This is a genomic window from Hoyosella rhizosphaerae (assembly GCF_014643175.1).
Lineage (GTDB): Bacteria > Actinomycetota > Actinomycetes > Mycobacteriales > Mycobacteriaceae > Lolliginicoccus > Lolliginicoccus rhizosphaerae.
Map to the genome: position 1 here is coordinate 936,624 of NZ_BMJH01000001.1, position 26,708 is coordinate 963,331.

Sequence of the window (26,708 nt, forward strand, 5' to 3'; positions counted from 1 at the left end):
ATTGTCAGAATGCTTGGGAACTTGTGCCACCGTCAACGTAAATAACCGAGCCAGTGGTCTTAGGCAACCAATCAGACAAGACAGCACATACCGTCTTCGCGACAGGTGTGGGATCGTCGGCGTCCCATCCCATAGGGGCACGTTCGTCCCACTTCTCGTTCATTTCCTTCAGTTCAGCGCCAGCGCCTGTTGCTGACCCTGCGATTGCCTTCGCAGCAAGTGTGCGAATGGGCCCGGCCGCGACCAGGTTGGAACGAATCCCGTGTGGCCCGACCTCGCGTGCGACATACCGGTTGATTGATTCCAGTGCGGCCTTGGACACACCCATCCAGTTGTAGAACGGCATCGCCAACCGTGGGTCGAAGTCCATTCCCACAATCGAGCCGCCTTCCGACATCAACGGCAACGCAGCTTTTGCCAGTGCCGCGTAAGAGTATGCGGAAATTTCCATCGCGACGGCTACATCGCTCCACGGCGAATCCATGAAGGGGCTGCCCAGACACGACGGAGGAGCAAACCCAATCGAATGGACGACGCCATCAATACCATCGACGTGTTCGCGCACACGGTCGGCGAGCGTGGCGAGGTGCTCCTCGTTCTGAACGTCTAGCTCAATAACCGGCGCTGGTTTGGGTAGTCGTTGTGCGATCCGCTCAATGAGCCGCATCCGAGCAAACCCTGTTAGTACCACTGTCGCGCCCTGCTCCTGCGCGGCTTTGGCCACGTGGAACGCAATAGATGAATCTGTGATAACTCCAGTGATAAGGAGCCGTTTTCCTGCGAGCAGACCGCTCACGTGAGACCTCCGATAGCGAGAAAAAGGGGTGGGTGAAAAGCCTAGTGGCCCATGCCGAGGCCGCCGTCAACCGGGATGACAGCGCCAGATACGTAACGGGAGTCTTCGGAGGCGAGGAAGCTCACGGCAGCAGCAACTTCCTCAGCCTGGCCTGGTCGGCCTAGCGGGATTGCGTCCACGATCATTTTTTTGTGGGAGTCGGCGAGATCAGACGTCATATCCGTATCGATGAAACCGGGCGCAACCACATTCGCGGTGATGTTCCGCGACCCAAGTTCACGTGTCAACGACCGTGCCATCCCGATCACACCTGCCTTGGAGGATGCGTAGTTGACCTGACCTGGTCCCCCACCAAGTCCGACAACCGATCCAAGGAAAATGAACCGCCCGAAGCGTGCGCGCAACATCGCGCGGGTCGCCCGCTTGGCAACCCGAAATGAACCGGTGAGGTTGGCATCGATGACGCGTTGAAACTGGTCGTCACTCATGCGCATCAATAGGGTGTCATCGGTGATGCCTGCGTTCGACACAAGCACCTCCACTGGCCCCTGGTGAGCTTCTACCTCGCTAAACGCGGCATCAACTGAATCGGTGTCGGTGACATCGCACTGAACCCCAAAAAGTCCATCGGGCACCGAAGAACCGCGGTGGGTAACGGCGACTTTGTGTCCATCGGCGGCGAGTCGTCGGGCAATGGCAAGACCAATTCCCCGGTTACCGCCGGTGACGAGAACTGATCGAGGTGTGAATCCACTAGATACGTCAGTAGGCATGACTGCCAACCTATCGGTAGCCGCCAATGTTTCGGGCAGCGGCACGGCAAATCGAGACAAGCTCGTAAGTTCAGGGGATTCGTCGACTGACAAACAACGCAATCGCACCGGACGCAGCCACGAAGATCGTGCCCAAAATCAGCCACGGTTGGCTGGCATCGCCTCGCACTATTTCATACCCGATCTGCGATTCCAGATTCTCGTACACCGCTTCAAGTTCCGCCTGTGTCGCGGCCGCATAAAAATTGCCGTCAGTAATCGACGCAATCTCCTGCATCGAAGGTTCATCGACGGGCACATCGATGACCTGTCCCTCGATAGCAACGGTGCCGAGCATCGTCCCGAACGCGATGGTCGAAATTGGGATGTCACGATCTGCGGCCAGACGTGCCGCAGTGAATCCTCCTCGTGGTGCGTCCATATCGGCGGGCACAGTCTGTTTACCGTCAGACAAGAGGACAATGTGCGCGGGCGGGGGGCCTTCCTCGCCAGGGATGATGGCGGCGAGAGCATCAATTGCTTGCAATGAGGTGAAGATCGCTTCACCGGTAGCTGTACGTTCGGCGAGTTCGAGTTGCTCAATTGCTCGGACCACAGGCGCACGGTCAGTCGTTGGGGGCACCAGCACCGATGCAGTACCGGCGTAACTGACTAGGCCGAGGTTGAGTCCGCGTGGAAGTCCTTCCGCGAAACTAATTGCAGCTTCCTGCGCAGCAATAAGCCGAGAAGGCAACACGTCTGTCGCCTCCATCGAGAGCGACACGTCAATTGCCAGCACGACAGTCGCACGATCACGCGGTTCACGTTGCTCTTTAGTCGGCGATGCCAATGCAATAGTGAGCAAAGCCAGCCCCACTAACAACAGCACCGCTGGGACGTGTCGTTCCGCACGGGGGCGCCGCGGAGCAATCTTGTCCAACATCGCCAGGTTAGTGAATCGAAGGACATTACGTTGCCTCAACCGCTGCGCGACAACGTAGCCGCCGACAAGGCACGCAACGATGATCAAAAAAGCCAGCCACCAGGGACTAGTGAACCCGGACAAGCTCATCGAATCGCCCCCGGCGCAGTGCGGGGCCGCGCTTGAGTGGCGAACTGGTAACGCCTCGCCGCAACAAATCGCACAATATCTCCGATCCAGTCGCTGTCGGTGCGCAGCGTCAACCTCGGACATCCACACCGACGCAACGCAGTCTCAACCTCTTTGCGTTGCAGGTCCGCCGCAAGCGCAAAGTCACGGCGCAGTCGCTTCGTTGTCGTCACGTCTCGCGTCTCACCGGTCTCTGGGTCTTGCAGCAATACGCGGCCAACATCGGGGAGTTCAAGATCGCGAGGGTCGATCACTTCGATCGCGACGAGGTCATGTCGGCTCGACACTGCCCTTAATGTTCGTTCCCAATCGATCGGTCCCAAAAAGTCACTGATAACGACCGCAAGTCCGCGCCGCCTAGGAGGTCTGCGAATTGCATCAATCGCTTGGTCGAGGCTTCCGCGGGTACCGGCGGGCGCTCGTGGGGTGGTCGCGATCTTCCTCAACAATATTTGGCGGTGATGCAAACCCGAACGGGCGGGAATACGTATCGTCTCGTGCCCATTCGACACCAAAGCACCAATTCGATTCGCCCCGCCACCAGTCAGGTAAGTCACCGCGGCCGATGCGGCAACAGCCAGATCCCGCTTGTCACTGTCCGCCGTGCCGAAGTCGAGGCTCGCCGACAGGTCCAAAATGATCCACGTCTCCAGTTCCCTATCAGCAACAGTCTGGCGGACATGGGGATGCGTTGTGCGAGCCGTGACTGACCAGTCCATTTGACGCACGTCATCGCCAGGTTCGTAGGGACGCGCATCCCCTGGTTCTGATCCGGGACCTGGGATCAAACCCAGGTGTTCACCATGCAAGATGCCATCAAGTTTGCGCTTAACGGTTAGCTCTAAGGTGCGTAGAGCGGCAGCGAGTTGCGGGTCACGAAGTTCACCGCGGGCAAACGACGGCGGGGCAGGATGCGTCAGCGTCCTTTTAACGGGCCCTGTTTGGGGTGAGGGCGTTGATGGGGAGGGCGTTGATGGGGAGGGCGTTGATTCAGCCATGTAGCGGTCTCACACCCCCGTTCAGAACTGCGACTGACGGGGACTAGCACCCACCGGCTGCGCCGTCACTTGGGGTAGCCCGACGGTTTGCAGGACACGGTCAATAATGACGTCTGGAGTGACGTCGTCGGCCATCGCGTCGAAACTCAACACAAGCCGGTGCCGCAGCACGTCGGGAATGAGTTCAACAACGTCCTGCGGTATCACGTAGTCCCGGCCACGCATGAGCGCCAACGAGCGCGCTGCAGCAATGATTCCCAACGTCGCACGGGGTGATGCCCCATACGCCAGCCACTGCGCCACATCATCAAGTCCGACCGCACCGGGGTCACGTGTCGCCGCGATGACTCGTACTACGTAGTCAATGAGTGCGTGGTGAACAAAAACATTTCGGGCCGACCGCTGCAATCGAACTACCTGGACGGGATCAAGGATTGGCCTCGCTTTGGGTGCCTCGACACCCATGCGGTACACAATCTCGCGTTCCTCTTCGACCGTGGGATACCCAACGAGAACCTTGAACAAGAAGCGATCCCGCTGTGCCTCTGGCAGCGGATAGACGCCTTCGCTTTCGATTGGGTTCTGAGTCGCGAGAACCAAGAATGGCTCCGGTACCGGGTATCGCTTGCCGCCGATCGAAACATGATGCTCAGCCATCACTTCGAGCAACGCCGACTGCACCTTCGCGGGGGCGCGGTTGATCTCATCGGCGAGAACAAAGTTGGCCACAACAGGGCCGAGTTCCGTATCGAACTCCTCCCGGCCTTGCCGGTAAATACGAGTACCAATCAAGTCCGTTGGCACGAGGTCTGGTGTGAACTGCACCCGGGAGAAACTGCCACCTATCACCGTCGACATTGTGGACACTGCCAGGGTCTTTGCGACACCAGGCACACCTTCTAGAAGGACGTGACCTCCCGCGAGCATCCCCACGAGCAGTCGCTCAACCAGCCGGTCTTGCCCGACGATCACCCGCTTGATCTCGTGTGCGGCACGCTCAAGGACCTGCGCGTCCTCGGTCAGTGTCGCGGATGGTGGAAGCCCCGGTTCGCTGGATCCGGCGCCATCTCGTTCGTTAGTCCGCTCAAACGTCACTGTCGTTGACCACCATTGTCGCTCGGGAAGGCCGAAGCCAACCAATTGCAATACAACGACCACTATTCCAGGTTCAATCCCACAATGCCCGTGGCTTGTTCAACGGCGGGTCACAACATGCGCACAACGAACGGAACAATTTCATCCCATCGCACAGGAGCGACCTGTACGTAACCACCCGAGAGTGGCGACTCGACCATCATGTTGTCTCCCAAGTACAAGGCAACATGATCACGTCCGTCCTCTCCCCAGAAGATCAGATCCCCGCGCTCCCTCAGCTCAATCGGCACCCACGTGCCAGCGTGCAACATGTCTCCGCTGTATCGCGGCAGCCAGATGTTTTCTCCAGCAAACGCAAAGACCATCAACCCTGAGCAGTCAAAACCGACCTTTTCGAAGTCTCCGTGTGCATCCGCCACCCCACCGTCGCGAATTCCGATGCTTGGACCATATGCCCCTCCGCCGCCCCAGGAGTAAGGGACACCGGTCTGTGCAATCGCGCGATCGATGACGTGTGTGATGCGGTCAGATCGCCCCGGGTCGAACGACTCGATCGCAATATCGTGCACAGCGGGACCTGTGTCGGCCCGTGCAGAAAAGGGGGCCTGCGACAAGCCCGCGAGTGTCACCAACATAATTCCGGCAACAAAAGTAATGCGGAAACACTTATATGTTATTCGAAGGCCAGGTTTGACCCGTTCCCGCAAAACCGGACTGTGTTGAACCACTGAAATCCCCTTGTCCCTGCCCAATTTCGCAGGAGGGAAATCGCTTTAGTTGCGCCTTTCAAACGAACGCCAGTAAACAGAATGAGAAATATTGGCGTATTTGAGAGCCCTCGCTGCACTGTGAGCAAGGTATGACACAGGTGGCGCGCTTCAAGGACCATTCAGGACAATGTTTCACATCTGAAATCGAATCAGACTGACCCGTTACATTGAGTTAATTATCCACGCATCAGAGAAGGCGGACTGCCGATGGTTGGATACCATGCCAGTTTATCGGAGCGATTCGGACAAGTGCCCCTGAATGCGGCGCTTCGACCACTCGACCATCACCAAGATAAATAGCAACATGATGACTGCCATTTGGACCCCAAAATAGCAGGTCACCACGCTTTCGCTGCGCCAAAGGGACACGAGTACCACTGGTGTAAATCGACGATGTCGTGCGCGGCAGCATGACCCCAGCACCGGCAAACGCAAACATCACCAGACCAGAACAGTCAAACCCGATCTTGTTGTAATCGCCGTGCCGGTCCGCAACCCCGCCATCACGAATACCGCGGGTGGGCCCGTGTATGTTGCCGCCACCCCACGCATATGGCACACCGACCTGCGAAAGTGCGCGGTTCACAACAATATCCACTCGCGCTGGCGATGGATCTGGTGCAACCGTTCCTGGCGGTACCGGTTTCGGAGCTGGGTCCGCGACAGGCGTGCCCGAATTTCCACCGATGGGTGCCCCCATGCTGCCCGTGTCAAGTGACCCGAACAACGGTTCGGAAACTGCGGTTGTCGCCGTAGAAAGCATCACTGCCGAAGTAAGACAGGCCACGCCACACCATGCTGTTGATCGCATGAGTCGAGATCTCGAACTCATCATTCGCCCCATACGGTTTCTCCTCGTTAATACGCCAATTGTGAGCGCACACGTTTCTGCCGAAACTAATTGAATTTCGGAAGAGCACGCGCCAAGGAGAAAAGTACGTCACGAAACAATCACGACGGGTAACTTTGGCAGAAATTACAAACATGTAATTTATCTGAACAGGTTATGCAACACTTTGCCGCAATAGCTATAAACAGGTACGTTTTTCGTCGACATTAATGTAATTACAACACATAGTTGCTGGTCACAATTTTCATGCGCGTACTGACCCAGTCACCCCAGTCTCAAAAAGTCATGACGGCTAAATTTCTTGCAACCACCGAGTGCGTACAACCGATTTTGGACACTCCATCAACGGACCTCGCATCGCTTCAAACGCCAAAAATCCGGTTGCGCAACCTCATTGGAGGCAGGTGCGCAACCGGATCTGTCGACAAAACTCTTAAGCGTTGCGTGAAGGCTCTATCGGCCCAGCATCAGTCGCGGCTGGGCCATTCAGCGCCGGGTCAATCGCGGCTGGGGCAATCGCGGCTGGGTCATATCCCCGCCGTGTCCACCAGCGCAGCGCGACTATCGTCGCCGCAACGAAAAATAGTAAGGCGAAGGTAAGTTCAGTCCACGGAAATCCGGGCGAGGTTACGTCATCAACGAACATCGACGCAGCTTCCACAGGATCGCGGTGCACAATTTCGGTCTGCGCACCTTCGAGAGTGAACCGGTCAATACTGTCGCTAAAGGTGCCCACAACATTGGGGCTCATAACCAATACGGTCCCCCCATCGGCAGCGCCCACATCGTTGGCAAGGTCGCGAAGTTCACCGCCGTACCTCGGGTTATACGGGATAGCAATTATTTTGAGGTCGATTCCGTGGTCAGCAGCATCGGACACTACGTCGCGTAGCGCTGCAACGTCAGCTTCGGGGGCCCACACGTTGTCTTCAGCCAAGCTCGCGAGCACTTCATCAAGATCAATTCCGGGCGGCAACCCTGTCACATGCGGACCGTTACCCATATCTGCAGACCTTTCGCTACGCACTCACTTACCCTCAGAGGTTACGACAACTGACGCAGTGACCGAGCGTTCGTGTTGTCGGTCGCGTGTCCGATTCAGCTATTGACCCCCCAAAATTTCACAGTACGATCGTACTGTTAGACTATTTTTGCCAGCCATAGCGCAAACCACACGACGTCCTGGCATCCTCACAGATGACGCGTCGCACAGAAGCACTGTGGATGGCGCGCGACCCGTCGGCACAGCCCAGCTGGCGGAAGACTTATCGACGAGTGGAGCTGACGTGAGCACCAGCATTGATTCTTTTGGAGCGCGCGGAACACTGGAGGTTGGGGACAAGTCTTACGAGATCTTCCGCCTCAACAAGGTTTCCGGCGCTGAAAAACTTCCCTACGCACTTAAAGTCCTCGCGGAGAACCTTCTTCGCACTGAGGATGGCAAGAACATCACCAAAGAGCACATCGAGAAAATCGCTTCATGGGACCCTTCCGCGCAGCCCAGCGTAGAAATCCAATTCACCCCTGCGCGCGTCATCATGCAGGACTTCACCGGTGTGCCGTGCATCGTGGACCTTGCAACTATGCGAGAAGCTGTTGCAGCGCTTGGCGGCGACCCTGACAAGGTAAACCCGCTCGCTCCAGCTGAGATGGTCATCGACCACTCCGTCATCATCGATGTCTTCGGCCGTGCCGATGCATTCGAACGCAATGTTGACATTGAATACGAGCGCAACGGCGAGCGTTACCAGTTCCTCCGCTGGGGCCAAACCGCATTCGACGACTTCAAGGTTGTCCCCCCAGGCACAGGCATCGTGCACCAGGTCAACATTGAGTACTTGGCCCGCACAGTGATGACCCGCCCGAACTCAGCTGGCGTACTCCAGGCTTACCCCGACACATGCGTCGGTACCGACTCGCACACCACGATGGTGAACGGTCTCGGTGTACTTGGCTGGGGCGTCGGCGGCATTGAGGCCGAGGCAGCCATGCTCGGCCAGCCAGTCTCCATGCTTATCCCACGCGTCGTCGGCTTCAAGCTCACCGGTGAAACCACACCTGGCGTAACCGCGACCGACGTAGTACTCACCGTCACCGACATGCTTCGCCGCCACGGTGTTGTCGGTAAGTTCGTCGAATTCTACGGTGACGGCGTTGCTGAGGTTCCGCTAGCCAACCGCGCAACACTTGGCAACATGAGCCCCGAGTTCGGCTCCACGGCCGCGATCTTCCCGATCGACGAAGAGACGATCACCTACCTGCGTCTAACAGGCCGCTCTGACGAGCAACTTGCGCTCGTCGAAGCCTACGCAAAAGAGCAGGGCATGTGGCATGACCCCGCTCATGAACCTGAGTACTCCGAGTACATCGAACTCGATCTCAGCACCGTAGTTCCGTCGATTGCTGGCCCGAAGCGTCCTCAGGACCGCATCGCGCTGACGGACGCCAAGACTGCGTTCCGCAAGGACATCCACAACTATGTTGAGGAAAACCACGTAACGCCGCACACTCACCTAGACGAAGCCGTCGAGGAATCGTTCCCCGCCAGCGACCCAGCAGCACTGTCGTTCGCTGACGACGGCGCAGTAGACGTCCAGTCTGCAGCTAACGGCTCAGAGGGCCGCCCAAGCAAGCCAGTCCACGTGAAATCGGATGACCTCGGCGAGTTCGTTCTCGACCACGGCGCCGTCGTGGTCGCCGGAATCACCTCCTGCACCAACACCTCAAACCCATCGGTGATGATCGGTGCGGCACTCCTCGCCCGCAACGCAGTCGAAAAGGGCCTCTCATCCAAGCCATGGGTGAAAACCTCCATGGCCCCAGGTTCACAGGTCGTCAACGACTACTACAACAAAGCGGGCTTGTGGCCGTACCTTGAAAAGCTGGGCTACCACCTAGTGGGCTACGGTTGCGCAACATGCATCGGTAACACCGGACCTCTTCCAGAAGATGTTTCGAAGGCCATCAACGACCACGACCTCACCGCTACCGCAGTGCTGTCGGGTAACCGAAACTTCGAAGGCCGCATCTCCCCCGATGTGAAGATGAACTACCTCGCATCGCCGCCGCTGGTTATCGCCTACGCCCTTGCCGGCACAATGGACTTCGACTTCGAAGTTGATCCGCTGGGCAAGGACTCAGACGGCAACGATGTCTTCCTGCGCGACATCTGGCCTTCCCCCAAGGAAATCCAAGACACCATCAACTCCGCTATCAGCCAGGAGATGTTCACCAGCTCCTACGCGGATGTGTTCAAGGGCGACCACCGGTGGACATCACTGCCCACACCTGAAGGAAAAACCTTCGAGTGGGATCAGAACTCCACCTACGTGCGTAAACCACCGTACTTCGATGGCATGCCACACGAGCCCAACCCGGTCACGGACATCAAGGGCGCACGCGCCATGGCCGTCCTCGGCGACTCGGTCACCACTGACCACATCTCGCCAGCCGGAAACATCAAGCCAGGCACGCCAGCAGCTCAGTACCTTGAGGCCAACGGTGTCGGACGCAAGGACTTCAACTCCTACGGTTCACGCCGCGGAAACCACGAAGTCATGATCCGGGGCACGTTCGCCAACATTCGCCTGCGCAACCAGCTTCTTGACGAGGTTTCCGGTGGATACACCCGCGACTTCACCCAAGAAGGCGGACCACAGGCATTCATCTACGATGCATGCCAAAACTACAAGGAAGCCGGCATTCCTCTCGTCGTCCTCGGCGGCAAGGAATACGGTTCCGGTTCGTCACGCGACTGGGCAGCCAAGGGAACAGCACTCCTCGGAGTCCGCGCAGTCATCACCGAGTCGTTTGAGCGTATTCACCGTTCAAACCTCATCGGTATGGGCGTAATCCCGCTTCAGTTCCCTGAAGGTGAAAACGTCAAGACATTGGGACTTGACGGCACCGAAACCTTCGACATTGAAGGTATCGAGAAGCTGAATGACGGCTCAACCCCAGAGACCGTGCACGTCATCGCAACGAAGGAAGACGGACGCAAGGTGGAATTCGACGCGGTTGTTCGCATCGACACACCAGGTGAAGCCGACTACTACCGCAACGGTGGCATCTTGCAGTACGTGCTGCGCAACATGATCAAGGCGTAACAGCCACTCCCGGTCCCTGCGCAGCCACAACCGTGGCATAGAAGGGCCCGGGCTCATCCGATAAGCATCGATGCGCCCGGGCCCTTCTCGGTACCACCCCATCGAAGGGCTAATTGTCATGCCCAGAGTCAGTGAAGACCATCTCGCTGCACGTCGTACCCAAATCCTCGACGGTGCCCGTCGTTGTTTCGCCAAATTCGGGTACGAAGGCGCCACAGTGCGTCGACTTGAAGAAACAACAGGTCTCTCACGTGGTGCGATTTTCCACCACTTTCGTGACAAGGACGCATTATTTATCGCGCTCGCTCATGAAGATTCGCGACGAATGGCCGACACAGCAGCCGAGCAAGGCCTAGTGCAGGTGATGCGCAATATGCTCACCCACCCCGAACAATTTGACTGGCTCGGCACCCGACTCGAAATCAGTAGGCGGCTCCGAACCGATCCGGACTTCCGCCGCGAATGGTCAATTCAGGCTGCCGAACTAACAGAAGCAGCTGCGGCACGGCTCGAACGCCAACGCAGCCGTGGGCGAATCCGTGAAGACATCCCCACTGCCGTGCTTCTGCACTACCTCGACCTAGTACTCGAAGGACTCGTGGCACATGTCGCGTCTGGGCAGCCCACAACTCACCTCGACGCGGTGCTAGACCTCGTCGAAGACTCCGTCAGGCGCAAACCAGCATCAAATATCTGATAGCGCACTGTCGTGGCTGGTCGCCGACTACCTACGCTCGTTTGCGACGATTCGCGCCACCTCGGCCCCGCAACGGTACATCTGACTCGACAAGCATCTTGTGCACAAAGCCGTAGCTGCGGCCAAGCGACTCGGCGAGAGACCGAATACTTGCCCCAGACTCATATTGTTTTCGAATCTCATTGCGAATGGATTCACGAGATTCGCCCGTAATTCTCGCGCCTTTGCTGAGCCCCGCTGATGCCGCCATCATCACTACCTCCACTGGCTCGACACCGTGCGTACCCTCCTAATTGCTACAGGTAAAGCACTGGTAGTACTCAGCGTAAACAATGTTGAAACACCTGGCTACGGGCACAGTGAGACCTGTTGCCACACACCACCTCTGGTGCCGTCAAAAACCGTCACGCGAGCTGGATTAGCTCAAGATATTCCTCTGACCAGTGGTCTTCAGAACCATCCGGCAACATGATGATCCGCTCCGGGTTCAATGCTTCTGCAGCCCCAGGGTCGTGTGTCACCAAAACAACCGCGCCCTCATACGTGCGCAGCGCATCCAGTACTTGCTCACGCGACACCGGATCAAGGTTGTTTGTCGGCTCATCGAGCAACAGCACGTTGGCCGCGGACGACACCAGACCAGCCAACGCCAATCGAGTCTTCTCGCCACCTGACAATGTTCCTGCGGGTTGTTCAAGCTGTGGACCGGTAAACATGAATGCGCCAAGCAAACTGCGCAATTCCTGTTCAGCGGCATCAGGGGATGCAAACCGGATGTTGTCCCACACTGAAAGCTTGTCATCCAACGTGTCATGCTCCTGCGCGAAGTACCCGCGCTTGAGACCAAAACCGGGTTCGATCTGGCCAGTATCAGGCTGTTCCATACCGGCAAGCATCCGCAGGAGCGTTGTTTTTCCCGCACCGTTAAGGCCAAGGATCACTACCCTACTGCCCTTGTCGATGGCCAAGTCCACCCCAGTGAACACTTCCAACGACCCATACGACTTCGACAACCCCGAAGCCATCAACGGTGTACGGCCACACGACGCTGGTGACGGGAACTTGATCCGCGCCACCTTATCGGCAACTCGTTCTGCATCAAGTTCGTTCATCATTCGTTCCGCACGACGCAGCATGTTCTTGGCTGCAGCAGCTTTGGTGGCCTTGGCACCGAGCTTGTCAGCCTGCGTCTTGAGAGCTGAGACCTTCTTCTCGGCGTTCGCACGTTCCCTACGGCGCCGCGCCTCATCTGTGGATCGGGCGTCGAGGTACTTCTTCCAGTCCATGTTGTAAATATCGGCTTCGCCTCGAACAGCGTCCAGAAACCACACCTTGTTGACTACCGAGTCAAGAAGCTCGACATCGTGCGAGATCACGATGAGTCCGCCGTCATGGTTCTGAAGAAACCCGCGCAGCCAGTTAATTGAATCCGCGTCCAAGTGGTTTGTGGGCTCGTCGAGCAACAGGGTCGTACCGGACTTGCCACCTGAACCATCAGATGCTGAGAACAAGATGCGAGCAAGCTCTACGCGTCGTCGCTGCCCACCCGACAGCGTACGCAACGGTTGGTTAAGGATTCGGTCTTCAAGCCCCAGCGAATTGCAGATTCGTGCCGCTTCACTTTCAGCGGCATAACCGCCGAGTGAGGAGAATCGATCCTCCAGGTTTCCGTACTTACGGATCGCTTTGTCACGCGCCGCCTCATCAGCGTGCTCCGCCATCTGCACCTGGAGCTTTTCCATCTTCGCCAAAATTTCGTCGAGCCCCCTGGCCGACAACACGCGGTCTTTAGCCAACTGGTCCAAGTTGCCTTCGCGTGGGTCCTGCGGCAAGTACCCAACGCTGGTTGAACGCGTGACAGTACCGGCGTATGGCTCACCTTCGCCTGCAAGGATCCGCATTGTCGTTGTTTTCCCGGCGCCATTTCGGCCGACGAGACCAACGCGATCACCGGGCTGAACTCGAAGAAGCGAACCCGGTGCACTCAATAATGTGCGCACTCCAGCTCGAACTTCTAAATCAGTAGCGGTAATCACATACACTCCAGAGTGGTTAGGTAAAAATTCGACGTGACGGCGAAAAACCTCGACTTACGGCACGACATCAGCTCTTCAGAGTACCCTGTTGCCCCTGCTTAGCGCGATGTCACAAATCACATACCAGTCGAGCACGACACGGTGACCCCGGGCTGCTGATTATCGCTCAGCAACCGCACACCACTACGGTGGTTGCATGACCTCTCTCGATCTCGCGGGCCGCACCGCTCTTGTCACCGGCGCTAGCCGTGGAATCGGCAAAGCCATCGCCGCCGAATTACTCCGGCGCGGAGCAAATATTGCGATCACTGGCCGCAAGACTGAACCGCTCGAAGCAACCGCTCTCGAACTCGCAGAAAACGCTGGTCAAGCCGGTGTTGTTGCCCTGCCAGGAAATACGGGCGACCCAGAATCTCGGCATGGAATCGTCGCCGCCACGCTCGATCGCTTCGGTTCGCTCGACATCCTCATCAACAACACAGGCATCAACCCTGTGTACGGTCCACTGGTCGATGCTGACCTCGCAGGCGTCGCAAAGATTTTCGACGTCAATGTTGTCGCGGCCCTCGGCTACGTCCAGGAGGTACACAAAACCTGGATGGGCGAACATGGCGGATCGATCGTCAACATTGCAAGCGTCGCGGGTTTGCGCTCTAGCGGAGTAATTTCCGCCTATGGCGCATCCAAGGCTGCGCTTATTCGACTCACTGAGGAACTTGCATGGCAGCTCGGCCCCACCGTCCGGGTCAATGCTGTTGCGCCCGGTGTCGTTAAGACCAAGTTCGCTGAGGCACTGTATGCGAACAACGAGACGCAAGCGGCACAGGCATACCCAATGAAGCGACTGGGTACCCCAGACGATGTTGCACGTGCGGTCGCGTTCCTCGTGTCGGACGACGCATCGTGGATCACAGGGGAAACACTGCGCGTCGATGGCGGGTTGCTTGCCACAGGCGGACTGTGAGCGTCAGCGTTGCATCTCACGACAGATGTAGTCGTCGCGGGTCTAGGGCCGTCTGGTCGCGCAGTCGCCGCCCGCTGCCTTGCTCGCGGGCTTTCTGTCGTTGCGATTGACCGGCACGCGCATCGAAGGTGGACGCCAACCTACGCCGCGTGGCTAGACGAGCTTCCGCAATGGGTGCCGCAGGACGTGATCCGATCGCGGATTCACCGTCCGCAATCATGGGGCAACCAGAACTGGACCATCCCGCGTGAATACGTAGTGCTTGATACCCCAAAGCTGCAAACATCGCTGTCCCTGAGTCATGGAACGGTTCTTTCCGGCGACGTGGAGGAAGTGGCCCCGCAGCGTGTGCGCCTCACAAATGGCGACGAGGTGCGCGGTCGCGTTGTGATCGACGCGCGTGGTCTTCCTCGTGAAAAGGATGCTCCAGAACAGACTGCATTCGGTGTCTTTGTGAGGCGGGAGCAGGCGAAACCAGTTCTCGGAGATGCACCCGGGCTATTTATGGACTGGCGTGGAAGCGGCAAATATTCGCAGCCATCGTTTCTGTACGCGATCCCTGTCGACGAGGACACTGTGTTGCTTGAAGAGACGTGTCTGGTCGGTGCGCCCGCGGTGCCGCTGGATGAACTTCAAAATCGGCTACGCGCTCGGCTGCGGCGGCACGGGGTGTCACTGTCCGGCCAGGAACCCGTCGAGCGGGTTCGGTTTCCGGTATCCGGCCCGGCGGTGGTTACCAACAATCGCCCGGGAATGATGACTGTTGGTGCCCGCGGGGGGTTTCTGCATCCGGCCACGGGCTTTAGCGTGGCACGGTCGCTCACGATCGCCGACGAGATCGCCCGTTGCGTTGAAGCCGGAATTACTGATCTCGATCCACTAGTGTGGACTGCGCGTTCGCGTGCGGTGTACAAGCTACGCCTACGCGGCCTGCGGGTATTGCTCGGCATGTCAGGTGCCGAACTACCAGAATTCTTCGACGCATTCTTTGCGCTGCCGGTGGATCGACAACGGGCATACGTTTCCGACGCTGAAGATCCTGTGGCGTTGTCTCGCGCGATGCTAGCAATGTTCAAGGGCGTCGCATGGAAACAGCGCGCAAAACTGATGCGCGCTGTTGTCTAGATTCCTTAGACGGTGAACCCAAGGGCACGTAGTTGCTCACGGCCATCGTCTGTGATTTTTTCTGGCCCCCACGGTGGCATCCACACCCAGTTGAGTTCGAGGTCGTTGACCAGACCACTCTTCACTAGAGCTGACCGGCACTGTTCCTCGATAACCTCAGTAAGCGGGCATGCGGCTGAAGTTAATGTCATGTCGAGTCGAGCGACGCCTTCGTCGTTGACTTCAATGCCATAGACAAGCCCGAGGTCGACAACATTGATGCCGAGTTCAGGGTCCACGACATCGCGCATCGCCTCTTCGAGATCGTCATACGATGCGCCGATCGCTGGCGAAGCGGGGCCATCTGTCGAGGCTACTGTCGCCTCGTCATTAGTTGTGGTGTCCGTTGATTCGCTCATGATTAGTCTTTTCCATTCGCGGTGCTAGCCTTGCCGGCTGCATCTGTTATCTGGACGACAGCGTCTTTGAATGCCATCCATCCAAGTAGTGCACATTTCACTCGGGCGGGATACTTAGCAACCCCGGCAAACGCGATTCCATCTCCCAGGATATCTTCATCACCTTCGACGGTGCCGCGGCTGCTGATCATCTCCTGAAACGCACCCACAATCGTGAGCGCCTCATCCACCGGCTGGCCAATAATCAGATCGGCGAGTACAGACGTTGACGCCTGACTGATCGAACATCCCTGACCGTCGTATGAAACATCAACGACGGTGTCTCCATCGAGATGCACTCGGAGCGTCACATCGTCGCCGCACGTGGGGTTGATGTGGTGAACCTCAGCATCGAAGGGTTCACGCAAGCCACGGTGGTGAGGGTGTTTGTAGTGGTCGAGGATGACCTCTTGATACATCTGATCGAGACGCATTACACCGTCCCAAAAAATGTTTGCGCCCGACGGATCGATGCCACCAGGGTGTCAATCTCGTCGAGGGTGTTGTACAGGTAGAACGATGCTCTCGCGGTTGCCGCGATCTTGTATCGCTGGTGCAGCGGCCATGCGCAATGGTGGCCTACGCGCACGGCAACTCCGTCGTCATCGAGGACTTGCCCGAGATCGTGGGCGTGGATTCCCTCGACAACAAATGACACAGCGGCGCCGCGTTGCTCGCTTGTTAAGGGGCCAACGATCTCAACGCCATCGATACCGCTCAACGCCTCAAGCGCGGCGGAGGTCAATGCGTGTTCGTGCGCTGCAACATTGTCCATCCCAAGTGCGTTGAGATACTCGACTGCCGCACCAAGAGCCACCACCTGTGAGGTCATCGGCACTCCAGCTTCAAACCTCTGCGGCGGCGGAGCGTAGGTGCTGGCGTCCATCCGAACCATTTCGATCATCGAACCGCCGGTGATAAATGGCGGCATCGCATTTAAAAGTTCGGATCGTGCATAGAGAACACCGACCCCTGACGGACCGAGCATTTTGTGCCCTGAGAACGCGGCGAAATCGACATCGAGTTCACGAAAGTTCACTGGCATGTGCGGGACTGACTGGCACGCATCCAAAACAACAAGCGCACCTACTGCCCTTGCTCGCCGAGCAAGCTCAGCTACGGGACTGATCGCCCCGGTCACGTTCGACTGGTGCGTAAAGGCAACAACTTTTGTGCGTTCACTCAATTCCAGCGAATCGAGATCAATTCGGCCGTCATCGGTGACGCCATACCAACGCAAAGTCGCCCCGGTGCGTCGGCATAGCTCCTGCCACGGCACAAGGTTGGCGTGATGCTCAAGTTCGGTGACGACAATTTCGTCGCCCTCCCCCACGCAATACTCGCCAAAGCGATCGTCACCGAGCGTGTAGGCGACGAGGTTGATAGCTTCGGTTGCGTTCTTGGTGAAGACGATGTTGCTGTCATTAGCACCAACAAAACCTGCGATAGCTGCCCGAGCGAACTCGTACGCATCTGTCGCTTCCTCTGCCAACTGGTGCGCGCCGCGGTGGACCGCAGCGTTGGAGGTGGTCAGAAAGTGTCTTTCTGCGTCGAGCACCTGAACAGGTCGTTGCGACGTCGCGCCCGAATCGAGGTAGACGAGTGGTTTCCCACCCCGCACCGTGCGGTGCAGGATAGGAAAGTCCTCGCGAACGCGTGCGACATCGAGTGCCCCGGTGGTCGGCGCGGGCGCGGGCGTCGCATACGAAGTCATAGCTAGACCGCCGCCTTGATGAAGCGCTCGTAGCCGTTCTTTTCCAGTTCGTCAGCGAGTTCTTTGCCGCCCGATTCGACAATGCGGCCAGCGGCAAAGATGTGTACGAAATCTGGTTCGACGTACCGCAAGATGCGTGAGTAGTGCGTAATCAGAAGGATTCCGCCGTTTTCGCGCTCCTTGTAACGATTGACGCCTTCGGACACGACGCGAAGAGCATCGACGTCAAGTCCAGAGTCGGTTTCGTCGAGGATCGCGATCTTTGGCTTGAGCAGCCCAAGCTGGAGGATTTCGAGGCGCTTCTTTTCGCCACCGGAGAAACCTTCGTTTACTGAACGCTCAGCGAAGGTCTTATCGATGTCGAGTTCGCCCATCGACTCTTTTACTTCCTTCACCCAGTGGCGAAGCTTTGGGGCTTCTCCGCGCACTGCGGTAGCGGCCGAGCGGAGGAAGTTCGACATCGAAACGCCAGGAACTTCTACCGGGTACTGCATGGCGAGGAACAAGCCTGCACGTGCACGCTCGTCAACGCTCATCTCTTGCAGGTCTACGCCGTCGAGCAGGATGGATCCCTTGGTGACGGTGTACTTGGGGTGCCCAGCGATGGCGTAGGACAAGGTGGACTTGCCGGAGCCGTTAGGTCCCATGATGGCGTGGGTTTCGCCAGATTTGATGGTGAGGTTGACGCCCTTGAGGATCTCAATGGGGGCATCGTCACCGGGGTTGATCTCAACGTGGAGATCACGGATTTCCAGGGTGGACATGAATTTCCTTAAGCAATGGTGAAGTTAAATGTGGACTAGTTACACACCGACGGCAGCGAGTTCAGCCTCAATAGCGGCGTCAACGCGTTCGCGCACATCCGGGACGACAATACGATTGATGAGCTCACGGAAGAAGCCACGGACAACGAGTCGCCGCGCTTCTTTCTCCGGGATTCCTCGTGATCGAAGGTAGAACAGCTGTTCATCATCGAACCGCCCGGTCGCACTGGCGTGCCCTGCGCCCAAAATCTCGCCGGTCTCAATCTCAAGGTTAGGGACTGAGTCGGCACGGGCGCCATCGGTGAGTACGAGGTTGCGGTTGAGCTCGAAGGTTTCGGTGCCTTCTGCTGCTGCACGGATGAGCACATCGCCGATCCACACAGTGTGTGCATCTGGTCGACGAGAGTCAGGATCACCCTGCAGGGCACCCTTGTACACCACGTTTGACTTGCAGTGAGGAACCGCATGGTCGACGAGAAGTCGGTGTTCGATGTGCTGGCCGTCGTCGGCGAAGTACAGGCCGAGCATCTCAGCATCGCCACCGGGTCCTGCGTAGCGAACATTGGTTGTTACGCGGGAGAGGTCTCCGCCGAGGCTGACTGCGAAGTGCCGGATAACTGCGTCGCGGCCGACGTGGACGTGCTCTGTTCGCACATGCACGGCATCTTCAGCCCAGTCTTGCACCGACACGACGGTGAGGTGCGCACTGTCGCCCACAATGTATTCAACATTGTCGGCCATGGTGCCACTGCCCTTGTGATCGAGCACAACCACTGCTTTCGCAAATGGCTCAAGCCGAATCTGGGTGTGCCCGTAGGCGGTGACGTTTTGACCTGGTCCAGTGAGAACAACCGTGACCGGGTCACTGATTTCTTCCTCACGAGCCACAGTCACCACGGTCGCCGACGTGAACGACGAATAAGCCTGCGCGGCCACACGGTCCGCAGGTGTCCCTGCTTCGCCAAGTCGCTTGTCCTCGCGGCCAACCGTTTCCACGGTCACGCCTTGAGGGGCAGTGACGTCGACGGAAAACTCGCCGGTCGCTGCGGCAGTGCTGTCGTGAAGGCCTCGGAGTCGACGCATGGGAGTGAAGCGCCAAATTTCGTCTTTGCTTGAGGGAAGCTCAAATGCATTGACGTCGAATGACGCGAACAATTCTCCCTTGTTTACTGCTGGAGTCTGCACAGCCGGTTCGAGGATCTCCCCACCGTTTGCGCCTTTCACTCCTGCAGTCTCGACACCAGCTGGTGTACTGGCTGCCACTAGCCCACGGCCCCTTCCATTTGAAGTTCAATAAGGCGGTTTAGTTCGAGCGCGTATTCCATCGGAAGTTCCTTCGCGATGGGCTCAACAAAGCCGCGAACGATAAGCGCCATGGCTTCGTCTTCGTTGATGCCGCGGCTCATGAGGTAAAACAGTTGATCTTCGCTGACCTTGGACACTGTGGCTTCGTGACCCATCGTCACGTCGTCTTCACGAATGTCGACATATGGGTACGTGTCCGAACGGCTGATGGTGTCCACGAGCAGCGCGTCGCATTTCACTGTGGACTTTGAACCGTATGCACCCTTGGCTACCTGAACCAGGCCGCGATACGAAGCCCTGCCACCGCCGCGGGCAACAGACTTGCTGATGATTGTCGACGAGGTGTGAGGGGCCAGGTGCAGCATCTTCGCACCAGTGTCTTGGTGCTGTCCCTCACCAGCGAACGCCACAGACAGAACTTCGCCGTGGGCGTGTTCGCCCGTCATCCACACTGCTGGGTACTTCATCGTCACCTTGGAGCCGATGTTTCCATCGATCCACTCCATGGTGGCGCCTTCTTCAGCCTTGGCGCGCTTGGTCACCAGGTTGTAGACGTTGTTCGACCAGTTCTGGATCGTCGTGTAACGGCAGCGTCCGCCCTTTTTCACGACGATTTCCACAACAGCGGAGTGCAACGAGTCCGTCTTGTAGATCGGCGCGGTACAACCTTCCACGTAGTGGACGTAAGCGCCTTCATCAACAATGATCAGGGTCCGCTCGAACTGACCCATGTTTTCAGTGTTGATGCGGAAGTACGCCTGAAGCGGAATGTCAACGTGCACGCCTGGTGGGACGTAGATGAAAGAACCGCCCGACCACACCGCGGTGTTCAGGGCCGAGAACTTATTGTCGCCAGCGGGGATCACTGTCGCGAAGTACTCACGGAACAATTCCGGGTGCAACTTCATTGCACTGTCGGTGTCGAGGAAGATGACACCTTGCTCTTCGAGATCCTCACGGATCTGGTGGTATACAACCTCAGACTCGTACTGAGCTGCGACACCCGAGACGAGGCGTTGCTTTTCAGCCTCGGGGATGCCCAGGCGGTCGTAAGTGTTCTTGATGTCTTCGGGAAGGTCTTCCCACGAAGCTGCCTGCTTCTCGGTGGAACGCACGAAGTACTTGATGTTGTCGAAGTCAACGCCCGACACATCTGCGCCCCATGTAGGCATAGGCTTGCGGTCGAAGATGCGAAGTGCCTTCAAACGCACATCAAGCATCCACTCGGGTTCGCTCTTCTTTGACGAAATGTCGCGCACCACATCTTCGGAAAGACCGCGACGGGCAACGGAGCCCGCTTTATCGCTGTCTGACCAGCCATAGCTGTAGTGACCAAGCGAAGCGATGGTCTCATCCTGGGTCATGGGGTCCTGACCAGGCTGCTGTGTTACAGCAGTTCCTGGCAGAGCCGACTCTGACGTTACGGTCATGCGCGCTCCTCCCGGAGTCGTGTTGTACCTGCTGCGGGCTGTGCAACAGACGTCGACTGGGTTTCGTGGTGGTCAAGCAACAATGCGGTGGTGTGCACCGGCAAGGGTACGTGTGTCGTGCAGGCGCAGTCACCGTTGGCGATGGTGGCAAGTCGCTGCACATGCGTCTCGAGAACTTCCGAGAACACCTGTTGTTCGGCTTCGCAGAGCTCAGGGAACTCCGCTGCCACGTGCGAGACAGGGCAGTGATGTTGGCAAATCTGCACTCCAGTGCCTACTCGCCGTGTTGATGCAGCGTATCCCGCAGCGGACAACGCTTCTGCGATGCGCTCTGCGGCACTTTCAATTGACGCGGTCTCAGTGCCGAGCGATTCTCTCTGAATAGCGCCGACGATCGAGCGAACGCGCCGATCCGCGAAGCCCTTGATGGCACTGTCACCGCCGACATCACGCAAAGCGCGCATAGCTGCAGTAGCGAGGTCGTCGTACGCATGGCTTAGCCGTTCGCGACCTGATGCTGACAGCATGTACTTCTTCGCTGGCCGTCCGCGTCCTCGTTGCTGGTAACGGGTTGGCGGCGCCACTTCGGCGTCACCATTATCGATTAATACATCGAGGTGGCGACGCACACCAGCAGCGCTCAAACCGAGCGTTGAGCCAATATCCGTAGCGCAGATTGGCCCTTGCTCAAGTAGAAGCCGTACGACCTCTGCGCGTGTGTGCCCCTCGTTGGCGAATCCGCCGGGAGACACGGCTGCACGCGCCGGGCGTTGCGCCCTGCGTTGCTCACCTGGTGTCGTTCCCAATGTTTTCACAACACTAGTGTGACGGAATTCAGCTAAACAGTCTACCCAGGGCACCCTTAGCCGAAGGTAAATTGGGCCTGCTCCCGCCAATCCTCCGGCACACTGATCTGACTCCGCGCGCACCCAGTACGCTTCCTATTGTGTCGGACACGCCTCATGCAAGCCCCAAAGGTAGAGCCTCCGCGACACTGCATGCCCGACGCAGCCGCCTAGCACGCCTCGACGCCAGCGTCGCACACCTCCATGGCGACGAAACGAGCAAGCCTGGCCTCGACCAGCGCGAAACCAAACAGCTCACGCACGTACGCAGGTTCGGCGCTGCGGGCGCCATCCTCATGGCTATAGCAGCACTTGGTGCTGGGGCCCAGCCGGTACTTCAAAATCCCGTCGTCGGACTTCGACTCCTCGGACTTCCAGCTCGCATGACCACGGTGTCACTCACACTCGGCATCACCGGCACAATCATGGTGATGCTGGCGTGGCTCATGCTCGGGAAATTCGCGCTAGGCAATTTCGTCACTCACTCGTCACCCCGACGAATCTCGCGCACGCAACTCGACTACACCCTGCTTTTGTGGATCACTCCACTACTTTTGGCACCGCCGATGTTCAGCCGAGACGTCTATTCGTACCTAGCACAAAGCGAAATCGGCGCTCGCGGCCTCGATCCATACGCACTAGGCCCAGCACAGGCCCTCGGCGTTGATCATGTGCTTACACGCACTGTCCCCAATATTTGGCGGGAAACACCAGCACCATACGGCCCGCTCTTTCTTTGGATGGGCGAAGGCATCGCCTCCATCACCGGATACAACATCGTTGCCGGAATCCTTCTACACCGGGTACTCGCAGTAATCGGTGTCCTCATGATCATTTGGGCGCTGCCGAGATTGGCGAAGCGCTGCGGAGTTGACCCGGTTATCGCCCTCTGGCTCGGCGCAGCCAACCCACTCGTCATATTTCATCTCGTGGCGGGGATTCACAACGAAGCACTCATGATCGGCATGATGGTGGTGGGCCTTGAACTCGCGCTTCGCGCCGTAGAAAGCACCGCCCCTCTTCGAGGCCCCATGTTGGCGCTCCTCCTAGGGGGTGCCTTAATAATTGTGCTTTCCGCCACCATCAAGATCCCCTCCATCCTTGCCCTAGGATTTGTCGGAATGGCCCTGGCCAAACGCTGGGGCCGAGGATTCCTCTCCATCATTCTTGCTGCGATTCTTCTCGCCGTGGTCGCCGTGGTCGGCATCGTTGCCATGAGCATTGTCAGCGGGCTCGGCTTCGGATGGGTCAACACCCTAGGTACAGCAAACGCAGTTCGAAGTTGGATGTCCGTTCCAACATTGCTCGGCCTCGGAACCGGGCAAGCAGGGGTTTACCTCGGACTAGGCGACCACACGACAGCAATACTCAACGTAACCCGACCAATAGCCGCGGTCGTCGCCGGATTTGTCATCGTCCGAATGCTGTTCGCGACACACGCCGGACGACTCCACGCCGTAGGCGCCCTCGGCGTATCCATGGCAGCAATGGTGTTTCTGTTTCCCGTCGTGCAGCCGTGGTACCTGCTGTGGGCCCTAGTTCCCCTCGCGGCGTGGGCCACTCGGCCGGTCTTCCGAATCCCTGCCATCGCCATCTCCGCGATCATCAGCATCATCCTCATGCCCAACGGTGCTGAATACGAACCGTGGGTCATCGCACAAGCAGTTTTCGGAGCCATCGTCACACTCACCGTGCTGTTCACAGTGCTCTATACCCGGCCCGTGTGGCGCGAATTCCTCGGCGACGTTTTCCACAAACAGCCACAGACGGCATAATCTGAACCGTCGTGACCACTCAATCGTCGAAGCCCACCGCTCACGCCGTCCAACTCAACGGCGTCTACAAGCGATTCGGCTCCACGCTTGCCGTCAATGGGCTTGATCTAGAAGTCCCCACCGGGACGGTCCTTGCGCTACTTGGCCCCAATGGGGCCGGTAAGACTACGACCGTCGAAATGTGTGAAGGATTCCTCAATGCCGACGAAGGCACTGTCCGAGTTCTCGGGCTAGATCCAGCCACTGAGCGCGAAAAACTAAGTCCACGCATTGGCGTCATGTTGCAAGGCGGCGGCGCCTATCCAGGTGCTCGCGCTGGCGAAATGCTCCGCCTCATCGCTCAGTATTCCCAGAACCCGCTTGATCCCCAGTGGCTCCTCAGCACTCTCGGACTGTCCGACGCAGCACGCACTCCCTACCGTCGCCTGTCCGGCGGGCAACAACAACGACTAGCGCTCGCGTGTGCGCTCGTCGGCCGACCCGAACTAGTGTTCCTCGACGAACCCACCGCAGGACTTGACGCCCAGGCACGCATCCTCGTGTGGGAACTCATCGAAGCCCTCCGCCGCGACGGCGTCACTGTGCTTCTCACCACACACATGATGGACGAAGCCGAGTACCTCGCCGACCACATCGTCATCATCGATCACGGCAGGGTCGTCGACAGCGGAACACCAACCGAAATCACGAGGCGCGGCGCACAGGGGCAACTTCAATTCATGGCTCCCCCCGGACTTAATCTCACCCTTCTCCGCGACGCACTGCCCGAGGGATACCTCACCCGTGAAGCGAACGCCGGTGTATACACCGTCGAAGGCGAGATAACGCCGCAGGTCCTGTGCACAGTCACCGCGTGGTGCGCACAAATGAATGTGCTCACCACCAACCTGCGCGTCGAGCAACGCACGCTCGAGGATGTATTCCTCGATCTCACCGGACGTGAATTGAGAGGCTAACCCAGTGACCACAAGCGCCGGACCCCGCGCCAATCGCTTTCCTGTGGGCACCTTCACCCCACATCCTCAGCCGAACAAGGCACTTCCGATGTTGGGCGCACAAACGCGCCTAGAGTTACTTCTGTTGCTACGCAACGGCGAACAACTGCTTCTCACACTTCTCATTCCCATTACTTTGCTCATCGGATTTACCGTCATGCCGTTTGGGGATATACCCGAACCGCGTGCCGCTGCCGTCATTCCGGGCATCCTGGCCCTTGCCGTCATGTCCACCGCGTTCACAGGCCAAGCCATTGCTGTCGGTTTTGACCGACGTTATGGGGCGCTTAAACGCCTCGGCGCAACCCCACTACCGACATGGGCGATTATTGCGGGCAAGTCCTGCGCGGTTGTGTTGGTCGTGTGCTTACAGATGATCATTCTCGGGACCGTCGCGGTTGCCCTCGGCTGGCGCCCAGGTTTCGGTGCACTGCTCGCCGCGGTACCCGGCGTTGCCCTTGGCACGGTCGCATTCGCTGCAATGGGCTTGTTCCTCGGAGGATGGCTTCGGGCAGAAATTGTTCTCGCGCTCGCAAATATTCTCTGGTTCGTGCTCGCGGGCGTCGGCAGCATCGTCCTCATGGCGCACATAAGCGGCGAAACCGGCTATAGAGGAATTGCGCAACTGATTCCATCTGGAGCTCTCGTTGATGCCCTAAGCGTTGGATTAGGCGGCGGTACGAGCCTATTGGGGTTGGCGGTACTGGCAGTGTGGGCGGGAATCTTCGGGTTCGCTGCGATGCGCACATTCCGGTTTACCTGAGCGCCTGTTTGCGCCCAGCTATCCCTGTTTTTCCGGCATGACGCACAACGAGATGCAAAGCACACCGAGATACCGTTTACCATCGACACTGTGATCCGTGCATATCTCAGCCTGGTTGACCGCCTACCGTTGCCGTCCTTGAGGACCCAAAAGATCATCGCGATCATTGTGATCCTTACTCAGGCGGGCATCGCCGTCACCGGCTCAATCGTTCGAGTCACAGCATCCGGCCTGGGCTGCCCAACCTGGCCGCAATGCTTCCCCGGTTCCTTTACACCTGTGCCGGTCGAGGAAGTGGCGACGCTGCACCAACTCGTTGAGTTCGGAAACCGTCTGCTCACATTCGTGGTTGTGGCTGCAGCAATCGCGGTCGTACTTGCCGTGACGCGTGCGCGTCGTCGACGTGAAGTCATCGCATACGCGTGGGTAATGCCACTGTCGACACTTCTTCAAGCAGTCATCGGCGGCATCACAGTGCTCACAGGGCTGCTGTGGTGGACAGTCGCCATTCACTTGCTTGTTTCTATGGCCATGGTGTGGGTTGCCACCATCTTGTACGCCAAGATCAGCGAACCAGACGCCGGTGCGTATCAGCGAGTAGCTCCGGTTGCACTGCGGAACCTCACCGCTCTGTCCGGCGTAGCGCTCGCGGCCACACTGGTAGCGGGAACAATGGTGACCGGCGCAGGTCCGCACGCCGGAGATAAGAGCATCGAAAACCCAGTACCCCGGCTAGAAATAGAGATCACGACCCTCGTGCATCTGCACTCGCAGCTGACGATTGGGTACTTGGCCCTCATCGTAGGGTTGGGCTTCGGTCTTGTCGCTGTTTCAGCACCGAAGAATGTGCTGCGCAACCTTGGCCTACTCGTGGCCGCAATACTCGCACAAGGGTCGCTCGGAATTGTTCAGTACTTACTTCAGGTACCGGCGCATCTCATCCCGTTCCACATTGCGGGCGCCGCGTTATGTGTCGCCGCGACGGCCGCCCTGTGGTCGAGCATGGTGACTCGAACTACGAATTCGCTACCCAGCCAGCCATCCGGCGTGCGTGTTCCGGAGCCGGTGTAACCACCGAAGTCAGCTCGCGATCCCACTCAGATTGTTCGAGATTGTCAACTTGCGCAATCAAAGCTTTCGCGGTCGCCAAGTCGGCGACAACCTGATCGCCCAAAATTCCGTCGGACCCAACGAGGGTGACGCGCACACCAATGCGCCCGATGGGCTGCAACACAGCCTTCGCTGAACCACCATGGGCGCCAATGAACTCCTTGACCGCGGAAACGGCACTGCTTGGCACTGAGGGGCCCTCTTGAATCTGCTCGTCACTCATAGGCCATAGATTACCGGACCGCGTTCGGCGCCGTATCCCCCCACCGT

General features: G+C 58.2%; 27 protein-coding genes. 9 read left to right on the plus strand and 18 right to left on the minus strand.

What is annotated here, in order from left to right; genetic code table 11:
* Nucleotides 1-4: 4 nt before the first annotated feature.
* The 7 genes from inhA to IEW73_RS16515 form a co-directional block, all read right to left on the minus strand.
* A complete protein-coding gene (inhA, locus tag IEW73_RS04365) occupies nt 5-796 on the minus strand; it encodes an NADH-dependent enoyl-ACP reductase InhA (RefSeq protein WP_188671022.1) in 792 nt (263 codons plus the stop codon).
* A gap of 41 nt (nt 797-837) precedes the next feature.
* On the minus strand, nt 838-1,569 hold the full coding sequence (fabG1, locus tag IEW73_RS04370; RefSeq protein ID WP_188671024.1) for a 3-oxoacyl-ACP reductase FabG1: 732 nt from the start codon (nt 1,567-1,569) through the stop codon (nt 838-840).
* A 70-nt stretch (nt 1,570-1,639) separates the two neighbouring features.
* Nucleotides 1,640-2,620, minus strand: coding sequence for a VWA domain-containing protein (locus tag IEW73_RS04375; RefSeq protein WP_188671026.1), 981 nt, complete (start codon nt 2,618-2,620; stop codon nt 1,640-1,642).
* Complete coding sequence (locus IEW73_RS04380) at nt 2,617-3,657, minus strand: DUF58 domain-containing protein (RefSeq protein WP_188671028.1); 1,041 nt, start codon at nt 3,655-3,657, stop codon at nt 2,617-2,619. The genes IEW73_RS04375 and IEW73_RS04380 overlap by 4 nt, the downstream gene beginning before the upstream one ends.
* A 21-nt stretch (nt 3,658-3,678) precedes the next feature.
* Nucleotides 3,679-4,680 (minus strand): AAA family ATPase, encoded by a 1,002-nt coding sequence (locus IEW73_RS04385; RefSeq protein ID WP_229675838.1) that lies wholly within the window; start codon nt 4,678-4,680, stop codon nt 3,679-3,681.
* A gap of 182 nt (nt 4,681-4,862) precedes the next feature.
* Nucleotides 4,863-5,480 (minus strand): C40 family peptidase, encoded by a 618-nt coding sequence (locus IEW73_RS04390; protein ID WP_279344866.1) that lies wholly within the window; start codon nt 5,478-5,480, stop codon nt 4,863-4,865.
* A 229-nt stretch (nt 5,481-5,709) separates the two neighbouring features.
* Entirely contained in the window at nt 5,710-6,108 is a 399-nt protein-coding gene (locus tag IEW73_RS16515) for an NlpC/P60 family protein (protein WP_372433592.1), read from the minus strand.
* An 82-nt stretch (nt 6,109-6,190) separates the two neighbouring features.
* On the opposite strand from IEW73_RS16515, the gene IEW73_RS16520 reads away from it, so the two are divergent.
* Nucleotides 6,191-6,427, plus strand: a complete 237-nt coding sequence (locus IEW73_RS16520; protein ID WP_229675745.1) for a hypothetical protein — start codon at nt 6,191-6,193, stop codon at nt 6,425-6,427.
* 378 nt (nt 6,428-6,805) lie between these two features.
* On the opposite strand, the gene IEW73_RS04400 is transcribed toward IEW73_RS16520, so the two are convergent.
* Nucleotides 6,806-7,375 (minus strand): Rv1476 family membrane protein, encoded by a 570-nt coding sequence (locus tag IEW73_RS04400; protein WP_188671032.1) that lies wholly within the window; start codon nt 7,373-7,375, stop codon nt 6,806-6,808.
* Between the two features lie 283 nt (nt 7,376-7,658).
* Here IEW73_RS04400 and acnA point away from each other — a divergent pair, with 283 nt between their 5' ends.
* Together acnA and IEW73_RS04410 are read left to right on the plus strand one after the other, a co-directional pair.
* Nucleotides 7,659-10,478: an aconitate hydratase AcnA gene (gene acnA / locus IEW73_RS04405; RefSeq protein WP_188671034.1), complete on the plus strand. Its 2,820-nt coding sequence runs from the start codon at nt 7,659-7,661 to the stop codon at nt 10,476-10,478.
* 118 nt (nt 10,479-10,596) lie between these two features.
* On the plus strand, nt 10,597-11,175 hold the full coding sequence (locus IEW73_RS04410; protein ID WP_188671036.1) for a TetR/AcrR family transcriptional regulator: 579 nt from the start codon (nt 10,597-10,599) through the stop codon (nt 11,173-11,175).
* Nucleotides 11,176-11,206: 31 nt separating this feature from the next.
* Here the strand turns inward: IEW73_RS04410 and IEW73_RS04415 are convergent, their stop codons facing one another.
* Together IEW73_RS04415 and IEW73_RS04420 are read right to left on the minus strand one after the other, a co-directional pair.
* Entirely contained in the window at nt 11,207-11,425 is a 219-nt protein-coding gene (locus IEW73_RS04415) for a helix-turn-helix domain-containing protein (RefSeq protein WP_188672884.1), read from the minus strand.
* Nucleotides 11,426-11,579: 154 nt separating this feature from the next.
* Nucleotides 11,580-13,211, minus strand: a complete 1,632-nt coding sequence (locus IEW73_RS04420) for an ABC-F family ATP-binding cassette domain-containing protein (protein ID WP_188671038.1) — start codon at nt 13,209-13,211, stop codon at nt 11,580-11,582.
* A 196-nt stretch (nt 13,212-13,407) separates the two neighbouring features.
* Between IEW73_RS04420 and IEW73_RS04425 the strand changes: the two genes are divergently transcribed.
* Both IEW73_RS04425 and IEW73_RS04430 read left to right on the plus strand, forming a co-directional pair.
* Nucleotides 13,408-14,175, plus strand: a complete 768-nt coding sequence (locus IEW73_RS04425; protein ID WP_188671040.1) for an SDR family oxidoreductase — start codon at nt 13,408-13,410, stop codon at nt 14,173-14,175.
* 9 nt (nt 14,176-14,184) lie between these two features.
* Nucleotides 14,185-15,300, plus strand: coding sequence for a lycopene cyclase family protein (locus tag IEW73_RS04430; protein ID WP_188671042.1), 1,116 nt, complete (start codon nt 14,185-14,187; stop codon nt 15,298-15,300).
* A gap of 5 nt (nt 15,301-15,305) precedes the next feature.
* Here the strand turns inward: IEW73_RS04430 and IEW73_RS04435 are convergent, their stop codons facing one another.
* From IEW73_RS04435 to IEW73_RS04465, 7 genes are all read right to left on the minus strand, one after another.
* A complete protein-coding gene (locus IEW73_RS04435) occupies nt 15,306-15,698 on the minus strand; it encodes a metal-sulfur cluster assembly factor (protein ID WP_188671044.1) in 393 nt (130 codons plus the stop codon).
* Nucleotides 15,699-15,700: 2 nt separating this feature from the next.
* On the minus strand, nt 15,701-16,171 hold the full coding sequence (gene sufU, locus IEW73_RS04440; protein ID WP_188671046.1) for a Fe-S cluster assembly sulfur transfer protein SufU: 471 nt from the start codon (nt 16,169-16,171) through the stop codon (nt 15,701-15,703).
* Nucleotides 16,171-17,451, minus strand: coding sequence for a cysteine desulfurase (locus IEW73_RS04445; RefSeq protein WP_188671048.1), 1,281 nt, complete (start codon nt 17,449-17,451; stop codon nt 16,171-16,173). Before IEW73_RS04445 ends, sufU begins: the two co-directional genes overlap by 1 nt.
* A 2-nt stretch (nt 17,452-17,453) precedes the next feature.
* Complete coding sequence (gene sufC / locus IEW73_RS04450) at nt 17,454-18,215, minus strand: Fe-S cluster assembly ATPase SufC (protein ID WP_188671050.1); 762 nt, start codon at nt 18,213-18,215, stop codon at nt 17,454-17,456.
* A gap of 39 nt (nt 18,216-18,254) precedes the next feature.
* Nucleotides 18,255-19,478, minus strand: a complete 1,224-nt coding sequence (sufD, locus tag IEW73_RS04455; protein WP_188671052.1) for a Fe-S cluster assembly protein SufD — start codon at nt 19,476-19,478, stop codon at nt 18,255-18,257.
* Nucleotides 19,478-20,884 (minus strand): Fe-S cluster assembly protein SufB, encoded by a 1,407-nt coding sequence (sufB, locus tag IEW73_RS04460; RefSeq protein ID WP_372433609.1) that lies wholly within the window; start codon nt 20,882-20,884, stop codon nt 19,478-19,480. Before sufB ends, sufD begins: the two co-directional genes overlap by 1 nt.
* Before the next feature lie 62 nt (nt 20,885-20,946).
* Complete coding sequence (locus IEW73_RS04465; RefSeq protein WP_188671056.1) at nt 20,947-21,765, minus strand: helix-turn-helix transcriptional regulator; 819 nt, start codon at nt 21,763-21,765, stop codon at nt 20,947-20,949.
* Nucleotides 21,766-21,896: 131 nt separating this feature from the next.
* On the opposite strand from IEW73_RS04465, the gene mptB reads away from it, so the two are divergent.
* The 4 genes from mptB to IEW73_RS04485 all read left to right on the plus strand — a co-directional run bounded on the left by mptB (nt 21,897) and on the right by IEW73_RS04485 (nt 26,399).
* Complete coding sequence (mptB, locus tag IEW73_RS04470; protein WP_268236259.1) at nt 21,897-23,570, plus strand: polyprenol phosphomannose-dependent alpha 1,6 mannosyltransferase MptB; 1,674 nt, start codon at nt 21,897-21,899, stop codon at nt 23,568-23,570.
* 11 nt (nt 23,571-23,581) lie between these two features.
* Entirely contained in the window at nt 23,582-24,526 is a 945-nt protein-coding gene (locus IEW73_RS04475; protein WP_188671060.1) for an ABC transporter ATP-binding protein, read from the plus strand.
* 4 nt (nt 24,527-24,530) lie between these two features.
* Nucleotides 24,531-25,328 (plus strand): ABC transporter permease, encoded by a 798-nt coding sequence (locus IEW73_RS04480; RefSeq protein WP_229675747.1) that lies wholly within the window; start codon nt 24,531-24,533, stop codon nt 25,326-25,328.
* A gap of 90 nt (nt 25,329-25,418) precedes the next feature.
* A complete protein-coding gene (locus IEW73_RS04485) occupies nt 25,419-26,399 on the plus strand; it encodes a COX15/CtaA family protein (RefSeq protein WP_188671062.1) in 981 nt (326 codons plus the stop codon).
* Here IEW73_RS04485 and IEW73_RS04490 read toward each other — a convergent pair.
* A complete protein-coding gene (locus IEW73_RS04490) occupies nt 26,344-26,661 on the minus strand; it encodes a hypothetical protein (RefSeq protein ID WP_188671064.1) in 318 nt (105 codons plus the stop codon). The two genes, IEW73_RS04485 and IEW73_RS04490, sit on opposite strands and share 56 nt — an antisense overlap.
* Nucleotides 26,662-26,708: the final 47 nt, after the last annotated feature.